The organism is Alloiococcus sp. CFN-8, from assembly GCF_049943125.1.
Taxonomy (GTDB): Bacteria; Bacillota; Clostridia; order Clostridiales; family Clostridiaceae; genus JAEXZL01.
Window position 1 is genome coordinate 694,137 of record NZ_CP188040.1, and the last position, 18,729, is coordinate 712,865.

Sequence of the window (18,729 nt, forward strand, 5' to 3'; positions counted from 1 at the left end):
TGATAATTTAATTCCAGTCCACAAAGGATAAGTAAATAAAAACCTAATCTTCACTAGTAACAACCTCTACTACCTTAGAAGCCATTTCCTTAAACATGCTGTAATCTGCTCCAATTCCTTCTGCAGTTTCAGTATTTACAGTAATTATTCCACCCTCCATCACATGTACTGGATAGGTTTTTACATCAGCACCTTGCAATATATCCACAGCCATATCTGCGGTAACTGTACCTAAATCTGTATAATTAACTCCACAGGTTGCAAAAGCGCCGTTTCGAACAAAAGAATCAGCTCCTGTATAATGTGGTATTTTAGCTTCTATAAACTTTTCCGCTATAGTTATCTCTGCAGCAGCTACCGTATTATCTGTGGGAGTAAATACCGCATCAACCTTACCTATCATGCTGTCTACTGCCAGACTTATCTCATCAGTAGTAGTACCAGTCTTTTCAATATATTTTATCCCTTTACTGTCAAGGAACTCCTTAGCTTCTTTAATAGGAAGCTCGCTGGAGTCTTCACTCTTGCTATATAAAAGGCCTACGGTTTTAGTATCGGGATTTTGTGCAAGCATCATATCAAGTATTTGAGAGGCATCGAGATAATCACTTGTCCCCGTTACCATAGAATTAGGCTTATCCAAGCTCTCCACAAGTCCGGCTCCCACAGGATCTGATATAGCTGCAAAAATAATTGGAATTTCCTCCTCCTCAGCAGATGCCTGCATACTCTGTGCTGCTAGTGTCGCTATGGGGATAATGACATCATAGCCATCAGATACTATCTGACTTCCAATCTGATTCAATACTGAAGAGTCATTTTGGCCATTAAACACCTTATATTCAACTGTAATACCTAGACTTTCAGCCTTTGCCTCTAGCTCCTTCTCAATGGCAATGCGGATTTCATCTAAGGAAGCATGATCCATCTGCTGTACAATAGCCACCTTATGTACACCTTCCTCCTTGCCCTCTTTTCCTGATGAAGAGCATCCTGTCACTGCTGAAATCATCATAAACATTAAAAATACTGTAAATATTTTTTTCATATACATCCTCCTTCATCCAAATAAATCAGTATAAAATAAAAAATCCTGTCCCTGTGCGCTATGCACAAGGACAGGTTATCTATCATACCTGCGGTACCACCTTGTTTGCCAAAAAATATGGCCACTCAATAAGAAGCTATCACTTCTCTGCTCTATAACGGGAGCCCCCGGAAACAGGATACTAAGTCCTTAGACCTTTCCCCTTACACCTCAACGGTCCATTTGTCTGCCCCGCTTTCTGCCCGTTTCCATCCTCCGAGCTCTCTGGAAGTGCGCCTGCAGTTTTATCTCCGTTTCAATAGCTTGTATTTATTAAATCACTTTATCACGTTGAAGTCAATACCTTTATCTGAAAATTAAACCATTTAAATTTAAACTTTCTTCACAGTTTAAAGGACCAACCAAAATCATTGTGATAAATCATCTGTCTAGTCATTCCTCCGTCAATGCATATGTTTTCTCCCGTAATGAAGCCTGCTTTCTCAGAGCAAAGATACAGCACCATATTAGCAATATCTAGAGGGTTACCCACTCGCCTCACTGGATGTTGATCAGCATCTGCACCAGTGTATTCAGTAAAAGCTGTGTCTATCCATCCAGGGGAAACACTATTCACCCTAACCTTTCCAGCAAGACTAACGGCTAATCCATGAGTTAAAGCTGATATCCCTCCCTTAGCAGCAGTATAGCTTTCGGTATTTGGCTGACTCATCCTATCTCTGGAGGAAGAAATATTAACAACAGCTGCCCCTGGTGCAAAATATGGCAGTAAAAGCTGTGTCAGATAAAATGGTGCAGTCACCCCTACTTTTAAAGCATAGTTAAACTCCTCATAAGAACAGGAATCTATTCCTTTCATCAGAGGAAGGGCATTGTTTATAAGATAATCAACATGCCCATGTTTCGAGATTACTTCCTCTACAAAGGTCTTAAGAATGTTCTCCTCTGCAATATCCCCCACAAAATGAGGGCCAGGCTCCTTGTCAATTATACAGACTGCTGCTCCATTCTTAATAAACTCATCAGCAATCACCTTACCAATTCCACGGGCACCTCCAGTTATAACGGCTACCTTATTTTTAAACATATCCACCACCTCCTTCCATGTTGCTTTAATTGTACCATTTAAAGGAATATCCTTACATAATATTTTTTCCTTCAGGAAGGAATTTCAGTACAATATTATCTTATTTTAAAACAAGCTCCTGGCTATTCCTAAGCCCAATATTAACATAAGCTCTTTTAGTATCCACATTTTTATAGGCAGGCCTTATAATCTTATTCACATTAATAAGCTCTTCAATTCTGTGAGCCCCCCACCCGGCAATCCTAGCCATGGCAAATATTGGTGTAAAGAGCTCCAAAGGAATTCCCAGCATGTCATATACAAAACCACTATAAAAATCCACATTAGCACTTACTCCCTTGTATATCTTTCTCTCCTGGGAAATAATTCTAGAAGCTATTTTTTCAATACTTGTATAGAGCTTATATTAATCCTCTAATCCCTTCTCCTCAGAAAGCTTCTCAACAAAGCCTTTAAAAACTCTAGCCCTTGGGTCTGATAAAGAGTAAACAGCATGTCCCATCCCGTAAATCAACCCAGTCCTATCAAAGGCCTCTTTATGGAGTATTTTTAGAAGATATTCGTCTATCTCTTCCTCGTCCTTCCAATCCCTGACCTCACTTTTAATATCCTTTATCATTTCTCGTACCTTTATATTTGCCCCCCGTGCTTTGGACCCTTTAAGGAACCAAGAGCTGCAGCCATAGCAGAATAGGTATCTGTGCCCGTAGAGCTTACTAGGCAGGTGGTAAAGGTTGAATTATTACCTCCACCATGCTCAGCATGGAGAATCAAGGCAAGGTCTAGTATCCTGGCCTCCAGCTTTGTATACTTACTATCTATTCTCAACATACGAAGAATGTTTTCTGCCGTGGATAAATTCTCTAGGGGCTCATGGATGAAGAAGCTGTTATTATCTCTTATATAATAATCATATGCCTGATAGCCATAGACTGATAGCATGGGAAATACAGCTATGAGCTGAAGACACTGCCTCATTACATTTTCTATGCTCGTATCATCTGGATTATTATCATAGGAATAAAGAGTTAGTACGCTTCTTGCTAAAGAATTCATCATATCATTGCTGGGTGCCTTCATAATAATATCCCTCACAAAGGAGTTAGGAAGACTTCTATAGCTGGCAAGAGTCTTGTTAAAGCAGTCCAGCTCTTCTTTTGTAGGAAGATTTCCTGTTATTAATAGATATGTTATTTCTTCAAAGCCAAAACGATTATCCCTTATTAGCCCTTCAATAATATCTTCAATATCATATCCTCTATAATAAAGCTTACCCTCACAAGGAAGCTCCACACCATCTACAATCCTTTTACCTTGAACATCGGAAATCTGAGTAAGGCCAGTCAATACTCCCTTACCATTTAAAACTCTTAATCCAATATACACCTTATGTTTTTCGTACAAGCTCTTATCTATTACACAATTACCTTTACTAAGCCCCGTAAGCTCCTGTATTTCATCAGTTATCCTTGAATAATCCCTCTTAGCCATAATTCCCTCCCAAACCATCAAAATCTTATACTTCCCTGAATAATAAATATTATTTTAGCTACTTCTATTTAAAATTTATCTCCCCTAGACTCATATAAGAAAGCATTAAATAAGGAAGTTATTGTTAATATTTTAACTTCACTAAGTTAATTTGTCAAACTATTTGAAATATTTTCACCGATCAGATTACACTAAAAAACACCCTATGGAAACTTGTCCATAAAGTGTTTTTATCCTATAAATATTTAATTATTTATGTTAAAAGGGATTTATACTTCCATTTAAAATGAGTATTAAGGAAACTAAAGCTACTAATAGAATCACTCCCACGGCAATCCTATCTCTAGCATTATCCAGATACCTTTCTTGCTTTTCCTTCTTTCCTTTAATATATACTAGAATTCCTGGAGCATATAATATTGCTGAAATAAGCAAGTACATAACTCCTCCAGCATAAAGAAGCCAGATGCCATAAGCCGTTCCTAAAATACCAATAAGCTTTTCCCATGGCAGACTCTTTTTATCAATCAGCTCAGACCCCTCCTTAGATAGGGTTACCTTAGCATAATATAAGGCACTGAAAAGATAAGGAATCATTATCATGCTTGCACAGAGGGTATAAAAAGCTTGATAGGTGGATTCATTAAAATATATTACAATCAAGAAAAGCTGTACTATTCCATTGGTCACATAAAGGGAAAATACCGGAGCTCCATTTTTGTTTTCCTTTGCAAATGCCTTAGAGAATACACCAATCTTTGCTGCTGAATAGGGACAGTCTGCTGCTATGATTGTCCATCCCAAAAGTGCACCTGCTAGAGAAAGTATAACACCTAAATTGATAAGGGCAGCTCCCCAGGGTCCTACAGCAGCCTCCAATATCCCTGCCATAGAAAGGTTAGCTAGCTTAGCCAGCTCTTCTCTTGGCATCACACCCATACTTAACACAGATGTTAATAAATATATCAAAAATATACTAACGAAGCCTATAATCGTAGACTTGCCCACATCAGAAACTTTTTTTGCCCTAGCAGATAATACTACAGCTCCTTCTACACCAATAAAAGACCATACTGTAGCTGCAGTAGTGGCTTTCACCTGACTTAAAAAGCCCAAGCCATCTGGCTCTCCCCAAAAATTATCCAAGAAAACCGAAAGCTTAAAGGACCTGGCGAAAACTACGGCTAATATAAAGATAAATATAGGCAAAAGCTTGCCTATTGTGGCTATGATAGTAATCCCAGCAGCCTCCTTAACCCCTCTTAAAACCAGATAGTTAATAAGCCAAATTACTATAGATGCACAGACTATAGATATTATATTATTACCTTCACCAAAGACAGGAAAGAAGTAACCTATGGCGGCAAATAATAGCGTTGTATAGGCTACATTACAAAAGAGTGCACTGATCCAATACCCCCAGGCAGAATTAAATCCTAAAAAATCTCCAAAGCCTTCGCTGGCATAGCTGTATATTCCATTTTTCAGCTCCGGCTTTATCTTATTCAATCCAAAAAAGCACATAGTAAGAGCAAACATGCCCACACCACATACCAACCAGCCTACCAATACTCCTCCAGTATTAGCTCCATTAGCAGCCATGTCTCCTGCTAAACTAAAAATACCTGCCCCAATAGTAGAACCAATTATAACTGCAATCAAACTAAATAGTCCTAACTCCTTTGTTTCCACTTTGCCGCCTTGATTGTTCATTTACCATCCTCCTAAATATTTATCCATAACAACTTACATAGTTTTTTATAAAAGAGTCTTAACTCTTATATTTTTCTTGTGTATATAAAACTTTTATTGCATAAAGCTTATTTTCTGGTCACAGCCACACAGCTTATACACTGTACAATTTCGCATCTTCTACATAAGATTGTCTCACTGCACAAAGCTTATATCCAAACATCAGCTTTTCCAATTGTACAACCCTATAACTTCTACAATAACTTGTCCCCTCTTACATCTCATCCCCCATCTCTACAGTCCCAATATCCCCCATTCATTAGCTCTTATATCTTAGTCCTTACTCCTTATTTCTTAGCTATTATCTCAACTCTAAAAACTACCTATATTATATTCTAAGTAAAAACCACCAACTATCAAGCTTTTTTTTCAATTTCTATTAATTTTTCCCTTGATATCTTTCATCACCTATTACACCCATTTCTCTCCCTATCACTTCATCTTACATCTTATCCTTATACCCTCTTCTCTTATCTCTTACCCCTTATCTTTTTATCCCTATCTTTTTATCCCTTATCTCTTATCTTCTTATCTCTTATCTCTTATCTTTTTACCTCTTATCTCTTATCTCTTATCTCTTATCTCTTATCTCTTAACTTTTTATCTCTTATCTCTTATCTCTTATCTCTTATCTTTTTACCTCTTATCTTTTATCTCTTATCTCTTAACTTTTTATCTCTTATCTCTTATCTCTTATCTTTTTATCTCTTATCTCTTATCTTTTTACCTCTTATCTCTTATCTTTTTACCTCTTATCTCTTATCTCTTATCTTTTTATCTCTTAACTCTTAGCTCTTAACTCTTACCTCTTCCCTCTTACCTCTTACCTCTTACCTCTTCCCTCTCATCTTATCTTTCTGTTCTTTTCTTTCATCCCTTACCTATTACTTCTTAGTTTTTACTTCTTACCTAATCCCCTTTTGCTCTTTTCTTTTTGCTCTTTTCTTTTACTCTTTTATTTTTGCTCTTTTCTTTTTGCTCTTTTCTATTCTCTATTCTCTATTCTCTCTTCTCTTTTCTCTGCTCTCCATTTTCTCTCACCTATTGACTCCCAGCCCAATAATCTCCCTATTATCCCGCAGCTAATAATTTCCCTCTCTTCAACTCTTACTTCTTACATCTTAGCTCTTACCTATTTTTTACTATCCCCACCAGCCTCCTAAGCTTATCCTCATCAATCTCCCCATTAAACCTATTCCCCTCTCTTATTGCCGTTCCAAAATGATAATCCTTCACTGATGAATTTCTAATTATATCCTGAATATTATTAAGGTTCAATCCACCGCCAGCTAATATTCTTATATTTCCTGAGTGTCTGGTCATTTCATTCAATACCGCTATGTTATCTTCAATTCTTCCACTGCCACCAGAAGTCAGTATATTAGTTATCTCTTGATACTTGCTCAGCACCTTTACCGATTCTACTATATTATTAACCTCTTCTATTGCCCTATGAAAGGTAATATCTAATTTATCCGCAGCTTTAATAAGCCTCTCTAGCTTACTATTATCAATTTCATTATTCTCTGTAAGAACACCGATAACAACACCATTGGCACCTAATTCTTTCACAAGATTTATATCCTCAATCATTACTTTCATATCTTCCTCACTATAAATAAAATTCTTTGAATGAGGTCTTATTATAACGTTAACAGGAATGTTTACACTGCTGACAACATTTTTTATAGTTCCATAGCTAGGAGTTAAGCCTCCCTCACTAAGAGCAGAAACCAGCTCAATTCGTTCTCCTCCACAGCTCTCTATCTTAATAGCATCCTCCACCGTTGCAGCAATTATTTCTATCATATATGTATCTCCTTATAACTAATTTATATTTACTTATTATAACATAGTGCTGGATGGCACCATAGAAGTGAGAAACTGTTCGGGGGGTGTCAATATTATATAGAATATGGGCACCCTCATTATAGAAGATGCCCATATATTTTATCCCTTTAGAATCCTAGAAAATATAATTAATAAAAGGGCTATTATAACTGCAATATCATTATATAATCTATTATCTCCCTTACTTCTGCTACAGGCTGTTAAAGCCCTTCCTATAACAACTAATATAAGTGCAGTGGATATAAAAATTTTTGAGAACAAATCAGAAAAACCTACACCAGAAACCATTACTATGGCTATTGGTACAATAATAATTATAAGTGCAATTATATAAAACCACTTCTTAACTCCTAAAGCTTCAAGGATAAGCTTTTTATAAAGCTTCATATTAACTCCTCCTAGTATAAAGCATTATATGCAATATTGTAGAATTATTGTATATTATTTACTGATAAAAGTCACCTTACAAGTGTAATTTTATTGTGATGTAAATTGAAAAACTAACTTCTGTTTATATTCTTAAAAAAAGTTAGTTTTCAATCAAGGATTTAGTTTTTGTGACATTACAATGACCTACCATGAAAAATTATTGATATACTGCATAACTTTTTATAAACTAACAATAAATTATAAATTTACTGTTAATTTGCATAAAACAACTTTTAATTTTTATCATTTATAGGCGATAATTAAAGATAAATTGAGTGATATGAAACTACATCATAAATAATATAAGGAGGCTATAATGCAAAAATATAAAGCTGTCATCACAATAATATTTCTAAGTATATCTCTGTTTTTATTTATTGGATGGGCAAGCTCCAAGAGTGCTTCAGATAGAGTAGATAAAACCATTGCCGCTGAAAAGATGGCTGAGGAAGCTGAAAAACAGAAGACTGAGGAAGCTAAAAAGCAGAAGGCTGAAACGGAAATGCTTAGACTAGAAGAAGAGAGAAAAGCCCAGGAAGAAGCTGCAAGATTGGCTGAGGAGCAGCGCATAGCTGAAGAAGCAAGGAAGGCTGAGGAGCAAAGAATAGCTGAAGAGCAGAAAAAAGCAGAAGAGGAGGCTCAAAGAGTCGCTGCTGAAAAGCAGAAGGCTGAAGAAGCAGCTGCACAGAAGAGAGCAGAAGATCAAAAGAAGGCTGAGGAAGCTGCCAGGCTAGCGGCGGAGAAGAAAAAAGCCCAGGAAGAGGCAGCTAAGACACCACCTCCTGCAGAGCCAACCCTGGAGGAAAGATTAGCTGCTACCAGTACTGCTCAAAGAAGTAATCAGATAATATTAGTTATAAATAAAAGGCTTTATCTCATGAATAAGGATGGTAATGGCAACTGGACTAAAGTATTTGAATGTGATGCCTGGCATGGCTCTAGAGGCTTCTCAAGCAATCGTACTGAAGGAGATAAAACAACACCCACAGGTTCTTTTCCTATAATGTTCGCTTTTGGGACAAGCAATCCAGGAACTCAACTGGAGTTTAGACAGATTACCCCTACCTCTCACTGGAGCTCTTCAAGAATTGATCCTAGCTACTATAATAGATGGTATGAAGGAACAGACCCAGTATACACTGAAGGAGGAGAGAGGCTAGCAGATTATCAAAAGCAATACAAGTATGCTATGGTCATAGGCTTCAACTGGAATCAAGTAGTTGGCAAGGGATCAGCTATATTCCTTCATGTAGATGGAGGTAATAAAGTAACTGAGGGCTGTGTATCAGTAACCGAGAGCAACATGCTTTATCTAATGCAGAATGTTAGACCAGGAGCTCAGATAATAATCACCACTGGTGCAGACAACTTGAAATACTATTGATTCACTTCTATTTAATAATATTTTTTATCACTATATATTAAAATTAATAGAGTATACCTAGAGATTAGACAACAAAATAATACTTACCTTACATTTAATGATTTATTACATTAGAAACACATAGTAAGCAAAATAGCTAAATGCATATTTAATAGAATCATTGAGTACATAGTAAATAAAACAGTGTAACACTTACTAAAAACACCCTCATATGCTAGGCTTAATTTAATATCTAGCAAATGGGGTATTTTTTTAGTTAATAATTAGGATGTATTATAACCCTTAAAGAATAAACTTTTTTGCTATTATTACACAGACTACTCACTACGAATCCTATAGCATGTCCTAGCGATCAATCCAGTTGCTACATCATCATAAAATCTATACACAAAAAATTTAGGAATAAGAAAAGAACTCCATATTTTGGAGTCCTATAAGGTATTTAAATATAATTATCGATTTTCAATGAAATACTTTATTTTTAGAATAAAAGTTGCTATGGCCATAGACGTAATACTTTGGTCATTATTATGTAGCTTGACGATCCAAGTATATACGCAAGAATATCAAACCAATCGCTAGTGCTATTAACCTTATATAAAGGGGTAATAAACTCCCAAAAAACACCACAAAGAAAAGCAGTAATAATAGCACCAATAAAATTGTTAACCTGATATTTACCCATTTTATAATAAGATAATATAAAATTTAGATAAGCTAAAAAGGCTACACCTGCTAAAAAGTCATTAAAGTGATTCCTTAGAATAACTGATAGGACAGGTATTTCTATAATAGATTTTAAATAAAACCTATTAAAAGCATAAATTGACAAAGTAATAAAAAGGATATTAATATTTTTCTTTCTAGCTATCTCCATATACCTTATCCAATTTCAGAGAAAAGGCATAATGCTAAGAATACAGCAAGTACAACCTGCCAAAAAGTCAATCCACCGCCATTATTTTCACTCATACTAATCCCCCATTCTGTTTATATAAAACGTCATTGCACCTTGTACAAATAATCCTTCTCTTTTATTCTTCGGGAATATAGAATAACTAACCCTATTCTCTACTACCAATATACTTTTTAAATATTATTAATAACACTAAAAATTAAAATAGTATTAATATTATATTAACATTATACTGTAGGCGCAGAAGGGTGTAAACAAAAAAACAGTCCCTATGCAAAGCTTATAGGCTTATTCCATCATACCTCTCATAATTTAACTTTCCTATTCTCACAGCCTTAACAGCTACAACTTCAACAAAATATCACTAAAAAAAGAGACATGTCTTTTATGCTTCACCTTTATAGATAGCATAAAAACATGTCTCTTATAGTCGTATCTTGTAAAGTGGATGGCACCATAGAACTGAGAATTCGTTCGGGGGGTGTTTGTCCGATTTTATATTTTTAGCAAAATAAAGGACCCTGCAAATGTTATACTGCCTGCATATAGGACTTTATATTTCATCATCCCATATAGAGACTCATATCAAAGTTAGAGACCTTCATAATACTTAAATTTAAAAACTTTGTTATACTAATTACTTAAGCTATTCCCTAACAATCCTATAATATGTCCTAGAGGTTAATACATATACCACACCATAAAAAATTGAGAATACGAGAAAAGTAACCAATGTACAAAGTATATAAAGCTTAAGGTTATTTAAATTAAATAAATTCAATAGCTTATATACCACGGGAAAAGCAAAGACCATATGAATTCCTGCAGTTATCAAAGGTAAGAAAAATACTGTAAGCACCTGTGAGCTGATGGTTTTTTTCACCTCATCATTAGTCATGCCAACCTTTTGAAGTATTAGGAAACGATCCTTATCCTCATACCCCTCTGTCACTTGCTTATAATAGATTATTAACACAGTGGCTAATATAAATATGGTTCCAAGGAAAATACCAAGAAAGAAAAGTCCACCATAGACAGCATAGAAGGAGTCCTTTTCATAGGCCGATGCTTCTACAAAGCTATCAGCAAAATCAAACCTTAACTCCTCTTTAATGGCGTCATATATATCTAGCTGCTTTTCACTATCGGCTTTTAAATCAAACCCATAATAATAGCTGGGATTAGAGCTAAATTCTCCATAGAGCTCCTTCTGATGGCTGTCAAGCTCTTCTATAACTTCCATCTCCTTAACCACCACTTGATAGCTGCTCACCATATTCATGGCTGTCACTCCATTTCCCAGAGAATCCTTTATAACCTCCTTTACCTTAAAGGTTCCATATTTTTCAATAGTTAAGGTATCCTCCTTATATTCTGTACGGTTAGAGTGGATAAGTATTTCGCCGTCCTCCAAGGATTTGTCCTCCCCCATTAGCCTATTATAATCCTCTAGAGGGATGAAATATATGGTTCTAATCATAGTAGTTACATTCTCTATTCCTTCTCCAAGAGCTGTTCTATCAAGGTATATTTTCCCTTCCTTCTCTATTCCTGAAAAGCTTAGGCTGCGGTAGTTCAGTAAATCTATAGCCTCTTCATCAAAAGAGTCTAGAACACCGTTAACTGCTTTTTCCACTCCCTGAATATATTCCTCAGAGTAATCGTTGGAGGTAATCACCATATTCCTTGGATACCTGGTTCTCATGACATCCTCAATACCTATGTAAAGAGAAATCGTAGAGGATATCATGACAAGTACTGCAGTAGAGAGAATACATATGTTAGCAAGACCTGCACTGTTCTGCTTCATCCTATAGAGCATTCCCGATACAGATATAAAATGATTTGTTTTATAATAATACTTTTTATTTCTTCTTAATAACTTTAAAACTACTATACTTCCTGTCATAAAGAGAAGATAGGTACCTATGATAACAAGGATTACCGCTACAAAGAACATAATAAGTGCCTGAAGTGGTTCCTTTATTGTTATAGAAATATAATAGCCATAAGCTAGAGCTACGAAGCCTATTAAGGTTAATATCCACTTTGTCTTCGGCTCTCTTTCTCCTACCTGTCCTCCCTTTAAAAGCTCAATAGGCTTTGAAACAATGATTTGCCTGAGACTATTTAGTAGGAACAAGAAGTATATTCCAGAAAATAATACTGCTGTAATTACTATAGCCTTAGGTATAATTTCATAGCTATAGGAAACCTGAAAATGGACAATTCTAAAGAGCAGAAGCTCCAGTGCCTTGCTGAATACTGCACCTAATATAAGACCCAAAATTACGCTAAGGCCATAAACAATAATAGTTTCATAAAAAATAATTCTTCCTATGTGCTTCTTTTCCATCCCCAGAATATTGTATAGCCCCAGTTCCTTTTTTCTTCTCTTCATAAGAAAACTATTAGTATAAAATAAAAATATAGCTGAAAACACTCCTATTACTATCATTCCCAAAAATAATATCTGCTGCATTTGAGGACCACCAGCCATAGAAGCAAGCTTTCTACTATATGAAAGACCAGCAATCATATAGAACATCATAACCATACCTATCCCTGTAAGAATATATGGAACATAGGTCCTCTTATTTTTCTTTATGTTTTCCACCGCCAGCCTAGGATAGAAAATTTTATGCATTTCTAACACCCCCGGTAGCTATCATGGTAAGGGTATCAGAAATCTTTTGATACATTTCCTCCTTTGTGCTTTCTCCCTTATATATCTGATGGAATATCTCACCATCCTTAATGAAAAGCACTCTTTTAGCATGACTTGCAGCCTTGGTGGAGTGAGTCACCATAAGAATTGTCTGTCCCTCTTCATTTATAGCCTCAAAGAGTCTTAAAAGTTCATCGGTAGCCCTAGAATCCAGTGCTCCTGTAGGCTCATCGGCAAGAACTAGTTTAGGATTAGTTATTAAAGCACGTGCAACGGCGGCTCTCTGCTTTTGTCCTCCTGAAATTTCATAGGGATATTTTTTAAGTATATTCTTTATTCCTAGCTTCTCAGATAACTGCTCCAGCTTTTTTCGCATTTCCTTATAATCTTTTCTGGCCAGTACCAGAGGAAGAAAAATATTATCCTCTACAGAAAATGTATCTAGAAGATTAAAATCCTGAAATACAAAACCTAGATTACCCCTCCTAAAGCTACAAATTTCCTTCTCTTTTATTGTAGTGATATCTCTTCCGTTTAATAGCACTTTTCCCCCAGTAGGTTTATCTAATGCTGCAAGAAGATTTAATAGCGTGGTCTTTCCTGAACCAGACTCTCCCATAACTGCAACATATTCACCTTCCTCAACAGAAAAATTAACATTATTTAAGGCAAGTACTTTATTTCCTCCAAAACGAGTAGTGTATATTTTTTTGATATTTTCCACCTGTAAAAGTTCCATGTAATAATCCCCCCTGAATGTTTTCTTATTTGTATTATAAAAAAAGAGAATATATCCTTACATAGAATCCTCTTACATCTCCTCTACATTAACCTTACAGTATTGAAAGGAAGTATAATATATTTACCCTCCCAGAATCATTTAAAAAAACCACTTTATTTTACTATCGTAATTTGTTGTAAAAAATCATCAATTCCACAAATATTTTGACAGATTGTTTATATTTATTGTAAAAATTTATATCATTCCACCTCTAAGGACATAGAGCTTAAATCAATAAAAATTCTAGTGCCCATGCTTAGCTTAGACTCTACGGATATTTTATGTGATAGCTTTTTGCATATTCTTTTGGATAAGTATAGACCAATCCCTGTGGCCTTTTTATAGCTTCTTCCGTTATAGCCTGTAAATCCCTTTTCGAAAATTCTAGGAATATCCTCTTCCTTTATGCCTATCCCTGTATCCTCAACTACCAGGATTTTGTCCATCATGTAAACTCTTATTCTTCCTTTATTAGTGTACTTGATAGCATTTGAAAGTACCTGCTCCAATACAAATAACAGCCACTTTTCATCGGTGATTACCCTGGCATCAGTTCCTTCATATTCCACAGTGAGTTTTTTTCTTATAAATTGTGGAGCATACCTTCTGATAGCCTGCCTAATTATTGGGTCTAGAGCCTGCTCTTTGATTACAAAATCAGAATTATCACTATCAAGTCTGAGATAGCAGAGAACCATCTCAACATACTGCTCAATCTTAAATAGCTCTGATAATAGCTCCCTACTCTCTTCCTTCTCTTCTCCCTGAAGGATAAGTCTCATAGCGGCTATTGGGGTCTTTATCTGGTGAGCCCAAAGAGTGTAATAATCTATCATTTCTCTATATCTTTCCTCTTTTTCCTCTTCTGAAGCTCTCTTATCTTCAAAGAGATTATTCACAAGCTTCCTATAGTCCTCCTCAATAAGATTCCTTCCTCTAGGCAGACTATCTAGGTATAAGCTAACTTCCTTCTGTGCTCTCTCAAGCTCATTATGTCTTTTGATAAAATCTCTAAAGTCCCATAGAATAAAAATAAGCCCTACTAGAAGACAGATTATAACTCCATATCCTACAGCCGTTAATGGAAGCTGATATAGATAAAATACCACAGAAAATATTGCAGAGAAGATAACAAAGAGGATAACCCCTTTAATTCTCATTCTTACATATTCCTTTAATAATTTTGACACGTTACAACCACCTTCACAAAAGAATAATCGAATAATTAATATCATCAAGGAGATAAGCTAATTATCAAAAGATAACTTTCACATCCTATTAGATAGGTATATCTGTCTCAGCTTACTCAATAATATATCCCATACCCTTCTTGGTAGTTATAAAATCTATAAGTCCCAAGCTATCAAGCTTTTTCCTAAGTCTTGTAACATTAACGGATAGGGTATTTTCATCCACGTAGTAATCAGTTTCCCAAAGCCTGTTCATAAGGGTATCACGGCTTATAATCCTCCCCTTGTTTTCCATTAAAATATATAAAATTTTATAATCATTCTTTGTAAGCTCTAATCTTTGATCCTTATAGGTTAAAGTAGCATCGTCTTTATTTAGCACCGCTCCCCTATGCCTGAGCTCTGCTCCATTCCCTCCGAAGTCATAGGTGCGCCGGAGGATTGCCTGCATCTTGGCCATGAGTACATTTAAATCGAAGGGCTTTGTAATGAAATCATCTCCTCCCATATTTACCGCCATTACTATGTTCATGTTATCCGAGGCTGAAGAAATGAATATTATTGGCACCTTGGATACCTTTCTAATTTCTCCACACCAATAAAAGCCATTATAAAAGGGCAGCATCACATCAACAAGAACCAGATGAGGCTCAAAGGATGAAAACTCTGAGAGCACCTCTTGAAAATTTTCTGTAGCTCTAGCCTCATAGCCCCATCCTTCAATATGCTTCTTAATAGCCTCTGCTATTACTCTATCATCCTCAATAATCAAAACTCTATACAATAGCTACCCCCCTCATAAATAAAATCACTATTTACCATTTATTTTATGGTTCATCCTTACTGAAACAATCCAACCAAATCCTCCTGAGTCAGCTGTGCTAAGGCGCCAGCTTCCTTCAGCTCTTCATTAATTACATCCTTGATTATCTTCTTTTTCTCCTCTTGGAGCTTGAAGATTTTTTCTTCTATGGTGCCCTTAGCTAAGAGCTTGATAACTTCTACGGTTTTCTCCTGTCCTATACGGTGAGCTCTGTCTGTGGCCTGGTCCTCTACTGCTGGATTCCACCAGGGGTCGAAGTGTATGACCGTATCGGCTCCTGTGAGGTTAAGGCCTGTGCCTCCAGCCTTTAGGGATATTAAAAATATCTTGGAGCTGCCGTTATTAAACTCCTTAACAAGTGATGCTCTATCCTCACTTTTGGTATTTCCGTCTAAATATAGATATTCAAGACCCTTTTCATCTAAATAGGAGCCTATATTCTTAAGCACTGAGGTGAATTGAGAAAATAATAATATCTTATGGCCTTCCTCTATACTATCCTCAAGGAGGTCATAAAGGGCCAGGAGCTTCCCGCTGTCTCCCTGATAATTTTCTATGAATACAGAAGGGTCGCAGCAGATCTGTCTGAGCCTTGTGAGTACAGAAAATATCTTGATCTTACTTTTATTAAATCCCTTGTCTTTAATCTCCTCATTGATTTCACTACGAGCTGAATCAAGGTAGGCTGCATATAGCTTCTTCTGCTCCTCCGTCATATCCACTATAAGGCTGTGCTCAATCTTTGGTGGAAGCTCCTTAAGAACATCCTTTTTAAGCCTTCTTAGAATGAAGGGCTTTATATGTCTATTCAGCTCCTCTAATGCTTTTTTATCCTGATTTTTCACTATAGGCGTTTCATAAAGCTTGGTGAATTTACCATGGTTAAGTAGATATCCAGGCATTATAAAATCAAAGATTGACCATAGCTCTGAGAGAGAGTTTTCCATGGGGGTTCCTGTAAGGGCAAAATATCCTTCTGCCTTAATAGACTTTACTGAAGCCGCATTAATTGATGCTGCATTTTTAATCTGCTGGGCTTCATCCAGGATGCAGTATTTAAAGTCTATGTTTTTATACTCCTCCACATCTCTTCTTATAAGTGGGTAGGAAGTAATAACCACATCGCTTTTAGAAACCTCCTCCATGAGCTCCTCTCTTTGCTTTTTGGAGCCGGAGAGCACTAGAACCTTAAGCTCTGGAGCAAACTTTTCGATTTCTCCCTCCCAGTTATACAAGAGGGAGGTTGGGGCTATTACCAGAGAAGGCTTCTCGCCTTTTTCCGTGGCCAAAAAAGCAATGGTCTGAAGGGTTTTTCCAAGGCCCATTTCATCGGCTAGTATTCCTCCAAAGCCATAATGAGCTAAGGTTTTAAGCCATTTAAAGCCTATTCTTTGATAATTTCTCATAACCTTGTAAAGATGCTCTGGAATATAGTAATCCATGTCTTTTACATCCTTAAAGCTGTTGGTAAGCTCTCTAAAATCCTTGCTTCTTACCACAAAGTCCATGTCACTATCCTTTATTTTTTGGTCAAGATATAGTGCATTATATTTAGAAAGAAGAATATTATCCTTTAATAGCTCCTTATCATTAACCCCTAAATAATCTACAACCTCTTTAAGGTCCTTAATTCCCTGCTCCTCTAAGGCTACAAAGCCACCCTTCTTAAGCCTATAATACTTTTTCTTTTCTCTTATGGCAGAAAAAATATTCACAAGCTCGCTTCTATCTATTCCCTCTAGATCAAAGGTGAATTCTAAGAGGTTTTCTTTATTTAATCTGATTCCTCCCATAAGGCTGGACTTTCCATATATCCTTATATTTTTAAAGCTTTCAGAATAATATACCTCGCTGAGCTCCTGTAAGCTTTCAATTCCTTCATGGATAAAGGCTGCAATATCCCCTTCTCTTGTCATGAGATATATCTCCTTATCCTTCTTAAAGCCAAAGCTTTCTAAAATCTTCTGGCAGTTTTCTTCTCTTTCAATATCTCTGATTAATATTTTTTCTCTATGGGAAGAGCTTTCCTTAATGAGAGGATCAATTTCTATATCATCATATTTAAACTTAAGGCTGGCAGTAACGAAATCTCCCTTTTTATCAAGATATGTGCTTATCAAAAGGTCACCTTCATAAAAAGCTTCTCTTATGCTTTCATCTAAGGTTACTTCCTTGGCAGCCTTTTTAACCATTGGAAGCAGGTAGGATGCCACCATATCTCCTTCTGACTTTTGAATCAATAGCTTATTATCCTTTTTCCTCTGAAGTAGAGACAAGATAGGGTCATAAATCTTCAGCTGCTTTTCACTGGGTATATATATGCTTCCCTGGTAAAAGAAGCTCTTTCTGCTATTATCAATAGGATGAGGCAGCTTCCCCTGTTGAAGAAGCTCTATGGCTTCATGCTCCATAGACAGCTTAAAGCTCACAGGCAAATCCTCCAGGAGTATTTTAACATCGGAATATTCTATTCCCCCAATCTCAGCAGTTATAGTTCTTCCACTGGCAAGGGACAAAAATCTATAGAGAAGCTTATCAGTAAGTAGAAGCTTCTTTCCAGAAAATATAGAGGTATGATATACTGCAGACCTTCCGTAGGGAAGCTCTATCTCCTCCTCCACCTCCCACAGCTCTAAAAGCATCCGTATTATTCCATCATCAGTGGCGCTAAATTTATGAAGAGATGGTTCAAGGACAAAATTCTTGCCAAACTCAATGGGCTCCTCCTTAGAAAGAGAACTCAAAAACTTCTTTAGACTCTTCACAACATAAAGCTTCCCTGTACCAATCTTAAGCTCTAGAGAAGGTCTATAGGTATTTGTATCGTCAAAAAGCTTAAACTCTAAATCCACTTCTCTTTTATATTCATTATTATCCTGTGCAGCATTTTTAAGATTATTTATGAGAGCATCGATTTCCTTTGACTGCTTCTCAGCTATAATAGCACCTTGATTTTCATTAATATATTTCAATAAAACAGCTCCTATATGAGAGCAGGGGCTATTGGACTTTTTCTCCTCACAGCTGCAGTTAGCACTAAGGCGGCGTCCTTTATTATCCATCCTAACATTAACATTATAAGTATTAAAGCCATTAAAGGAGATAACATTTCCGCTGATTCTATCAACATTATTGTCTTCCTTCCATATACTATCCTCAGAAAAGACAGATAGGGTCTCAACATAACCCTCATTATAATATTTTAAAGCCTTTTTATAATCAAGATTGTTTAACCAATCCTTCACTGTATCTATATCTAAGTACAAATTTATTACCTCCATAGCTGGCAGAGTGCAGAATTCTTACTTT

The 18,729-nt window shown here is 36.2% G+C and carries 12 protein-coding genes and 1 pseudogene; 1 reads left to right on the forward strand and 12 read right to left on the reverse strand.

All coding sequences use genetic code 11. The features are described from left to right. Positions 1 to 43 precede the first annotated feature (43 nt). From ACPWSR_RS03105 to ACPWSR_RS03130, 6 genes and pseudogenes are all read right to left on the reverse strand, one after another. On the reverse strand, positions 44 to 1,048 hold the full coding sequence (locus tag ACPWSR_RS03105; protein ID WP_426350241.1) for an ABC transporter substrate-binding protein: 1,005 nt from the start codon (positions 1,046 to 1,048) through the stop codon (positions 44 to 46). 382 nt (positions 1,049 to 1,430) lie between these two features. Continuing rightward, positions 1,431 to 2,135: an SDR family oxidoreductase gene (locus ACPWSR_RS03110; RefSeq protein WP_426350242.1), complete on the reverse strand. Its 705-nt coding sequence runs from the start codon at positions 2,133 to 2,135 to the stop codon at positions 1,431 to 1,433. 100 nt (positions 2,136 to 2,235) lie between these two features. Further along, positions 2,236 to 3,626: pseudogene (locus tag ACPWSR_RS03115) on the reverse strand (citrate/2-methylcitrate synthase). Between the two features lie 258 nt (positions 3,627 to 3,884). Then, positions 3,885 to 5,339: a basic amino acid/polyamine antiporter gene (locus tag ACPWSR_RS03120; protein ID WP_426350243.1), complete on the reverse strand. Its 1,455-nt coding sequence runs from the start codon at positions 5,337 to 5,339 to the stop codon at positions 3,885 to 3,887. Positions 5,340 to 6,506: 1,167 nt separating this feature from the next. Continuing rightward, positions 6,507 to 7,187 carry a copper homeostasis protein CutC gene (locus tag ACPWSR_RS03125; protein WP_426350244.1) on the reverse strand — a complete coding sequence of 227 codons (681 nt, stop codon included), beginning with the start codon at positions 7,185 to 7,187 and terminating at the stop codon, positions 6,507 to 6,509. A gap of 141 nt (positions 7,188 to 7,328) precedes the next feature. Then, positions 7,329 to 7,616 (reverse strand): hypothetical protein, encoded by a 288-nt coding sequence (locus ACPWSR_RS03130; RefSeq protein ID WP_426350245.1) that lies wholly within the window; start codon positions 7,614 to 7,616, stop codon positions 7,329 to 7,331. A gap of 358 nt (positions 7,617 to 7,974) precedes the next feature. Here ACPWSR_RS03130 and ACPWSR_RS03135 point away from each other — a divergent pair, with 358 nt between their 5' ends. Beyond that, positions 7,975 to 9,042 carry a L,D-transpeptidase family protein gene (locus ACPWSR_RS03135; RefSeq protein WP_426350246.1) on the forward strand — a complete coding sequence of 356 codons (1,068 nt, stop codon included), beginning with the start codon at positions 7,975 to 7,977 and terminating at the stop codon, positions 9,040 to 9,042. Positions 9,043 to 9,538: 496 nt separating this feature from the next. Here ACPWSR_RS03135 and ACPWSR_RS03140 read toward each other — a convergent pair whose 3' ends face one another. The 6 genes from ACPWSR_RS03140 to ACPWSR_RS03165 all read right to left on the reverse strand — a co-directional run bounded on the left by ACPWSR_RS03140 (position 9,539) and on the right by ACPWSR_RS03165 (position 18,686). Continuing rightward, positions 9,539 to 9,919: a hypothetical protein gene (locus tag ACPWSR_RS03140; RefSeq protein WP_426350247.1), complete on the reverse strand. Its 381-nt coding sequence runs from the start codon at positions 9,917 to 9,919 to the stop codon at positions 9,539 to 9,541. 685 nt (positions 9,920 to 10,604) lie between these two features. Continuing rightward, positions 10,605 to 12,605 (reverse strand): ABC transporter permease, encoded by a 2,001-nt coding sequence (locus tag ACPWSR_RS03145; RefSeq protein WP_426350248.1) that lies wholly within the window; start codon positions 12,603 to 12,605, stop codon positions 10,605 to 10,607. Next, on the reverse strand, positions 12,598 to 13,365 hold the full coding sequence (locus tag ACPWSR_RS03150; protein WP_426350249.1) for an ABC transporter ATP-binding protein: 768 nt from the start codon (positions 13,363 to 13,365) through the stop codon (positions 12,598 to 12,600). Before ACPWSR_RS03150 ends, ACPWSR_RS03145 begins: the two co-directional genes overlap by 8 nt. Before the next feature lie 242 nt (positions 13,366 to 13,607). Then, a complete protein-coding gene (locus ACPWSR_RS03155) occupies positions 13,608 to 14,597 on the reverse strand; it encodes a sensor histidine kinase (protein ID WP_426350250.1) in 990 nt (329 codons plus the stop codon). A gap of 112 nt (positions 14,598 to 14,709) precedes the next feature. Next, the gene (locus ACPWSR_RS03160; protein WP_426350251.1) at positions 14,710 to 15,381 is read right to left on the reverse strand and encodes a response regulator transcription factor; all 672 of its coding nucleotides are present in this window, start codon (positions 15,379 to 15,381) and stop codon (positions 14,710 to 14,712) included. 56 nt (positions 15,382 to 15,437) lie between these two features. After that, positions 15,438 to 18,686 carry an SNF2 helicase associated domain-containing protein gene (locus ACPWSR_RS03165; RefSeq protein WP_426350252.1) on the reverse strand — a complete coding sequence of 1,083 codons (3,249 nt, stop codon included), beginning with the start codon at positions 18,684 to 18,686 and terminating at the stop codon, positions 15,438 to 15,440. Positions 18,687 to 18,729 lie beyond the last annotated feature (43 nt).

What these genes read in the sequence shown, in the direction of transcription:
- ACPWSR_RS03105 (WP_426350241.1), bottom strand. Translation starts at nt 1,048, where the DNA reads ATGAAAAAAATATTTACAGTATTTTTAATGTTTATGATGATTTCAGCA.
- ACPWSR_RS03130 (WP_426350245.1), bottom strand. Translation starts at nt 7,616, where the DNA reads ATGAAGCTTTATAAAAAGCTTATCCTTGAAGCTTTAGGAGTTAAGAAG.
- ACPWSR_RS03150 (WP_426350249.1), bottom strand. Translation starts at nt 13,365, where the DNA reads ATGGAACTTTTACAGGTGGAAAATATCAAAAAAATATACACTACTCGT.
- ACPWSR_RS03125 (WP_426350244.1), bottom strand. Translation starts at nt 7,187, where the DNA reads ATGATAGAAATAATTGCTGCAACGGTGGAGGATGCTATTAAGATAGAG.
- ACPWSR_RS03120 (WP_426350243.1), bottom strand. Translation starts at nt 5,339, where the DNA reads ATGAACAATCAAGGCGGCAAAGTGGAAACAAAGGAGTTAGGACTATTT.
- ACPWSR_RS03145 (WP_426350248.1), bottom strand. Translation starts at nt 12,605, where the DNA reads ATGCATAAAATTTTCTATCCTAGGCTGGCGGTGGAAAACATAAAGAAA.
- ACPWSR_RS03140 (WP_426350247.1), bottom strand. Translation starts at nt 9,919, where the DNA reads ATGGAGATAGCTAGAAAGAAAAATATTAATATCCTTTTTATTACTTTG.
- ACPWSR_RS03135 (WP_426350246.1), top strand. Translation starts at nt 7,975, where the DNA reads ATGCAAAAATATAAAGCTGTCATCACAATAATATTTCTAAGTATATCT.
- ACPWSR_RS03110 (WP_426350242.1), bottom strand. Translation starts at nt 2,135, where the DNA reads ATGTTTAAAAATAAGGTAGCCGTTATAACTGGAGGTGCCCGTGGAATT.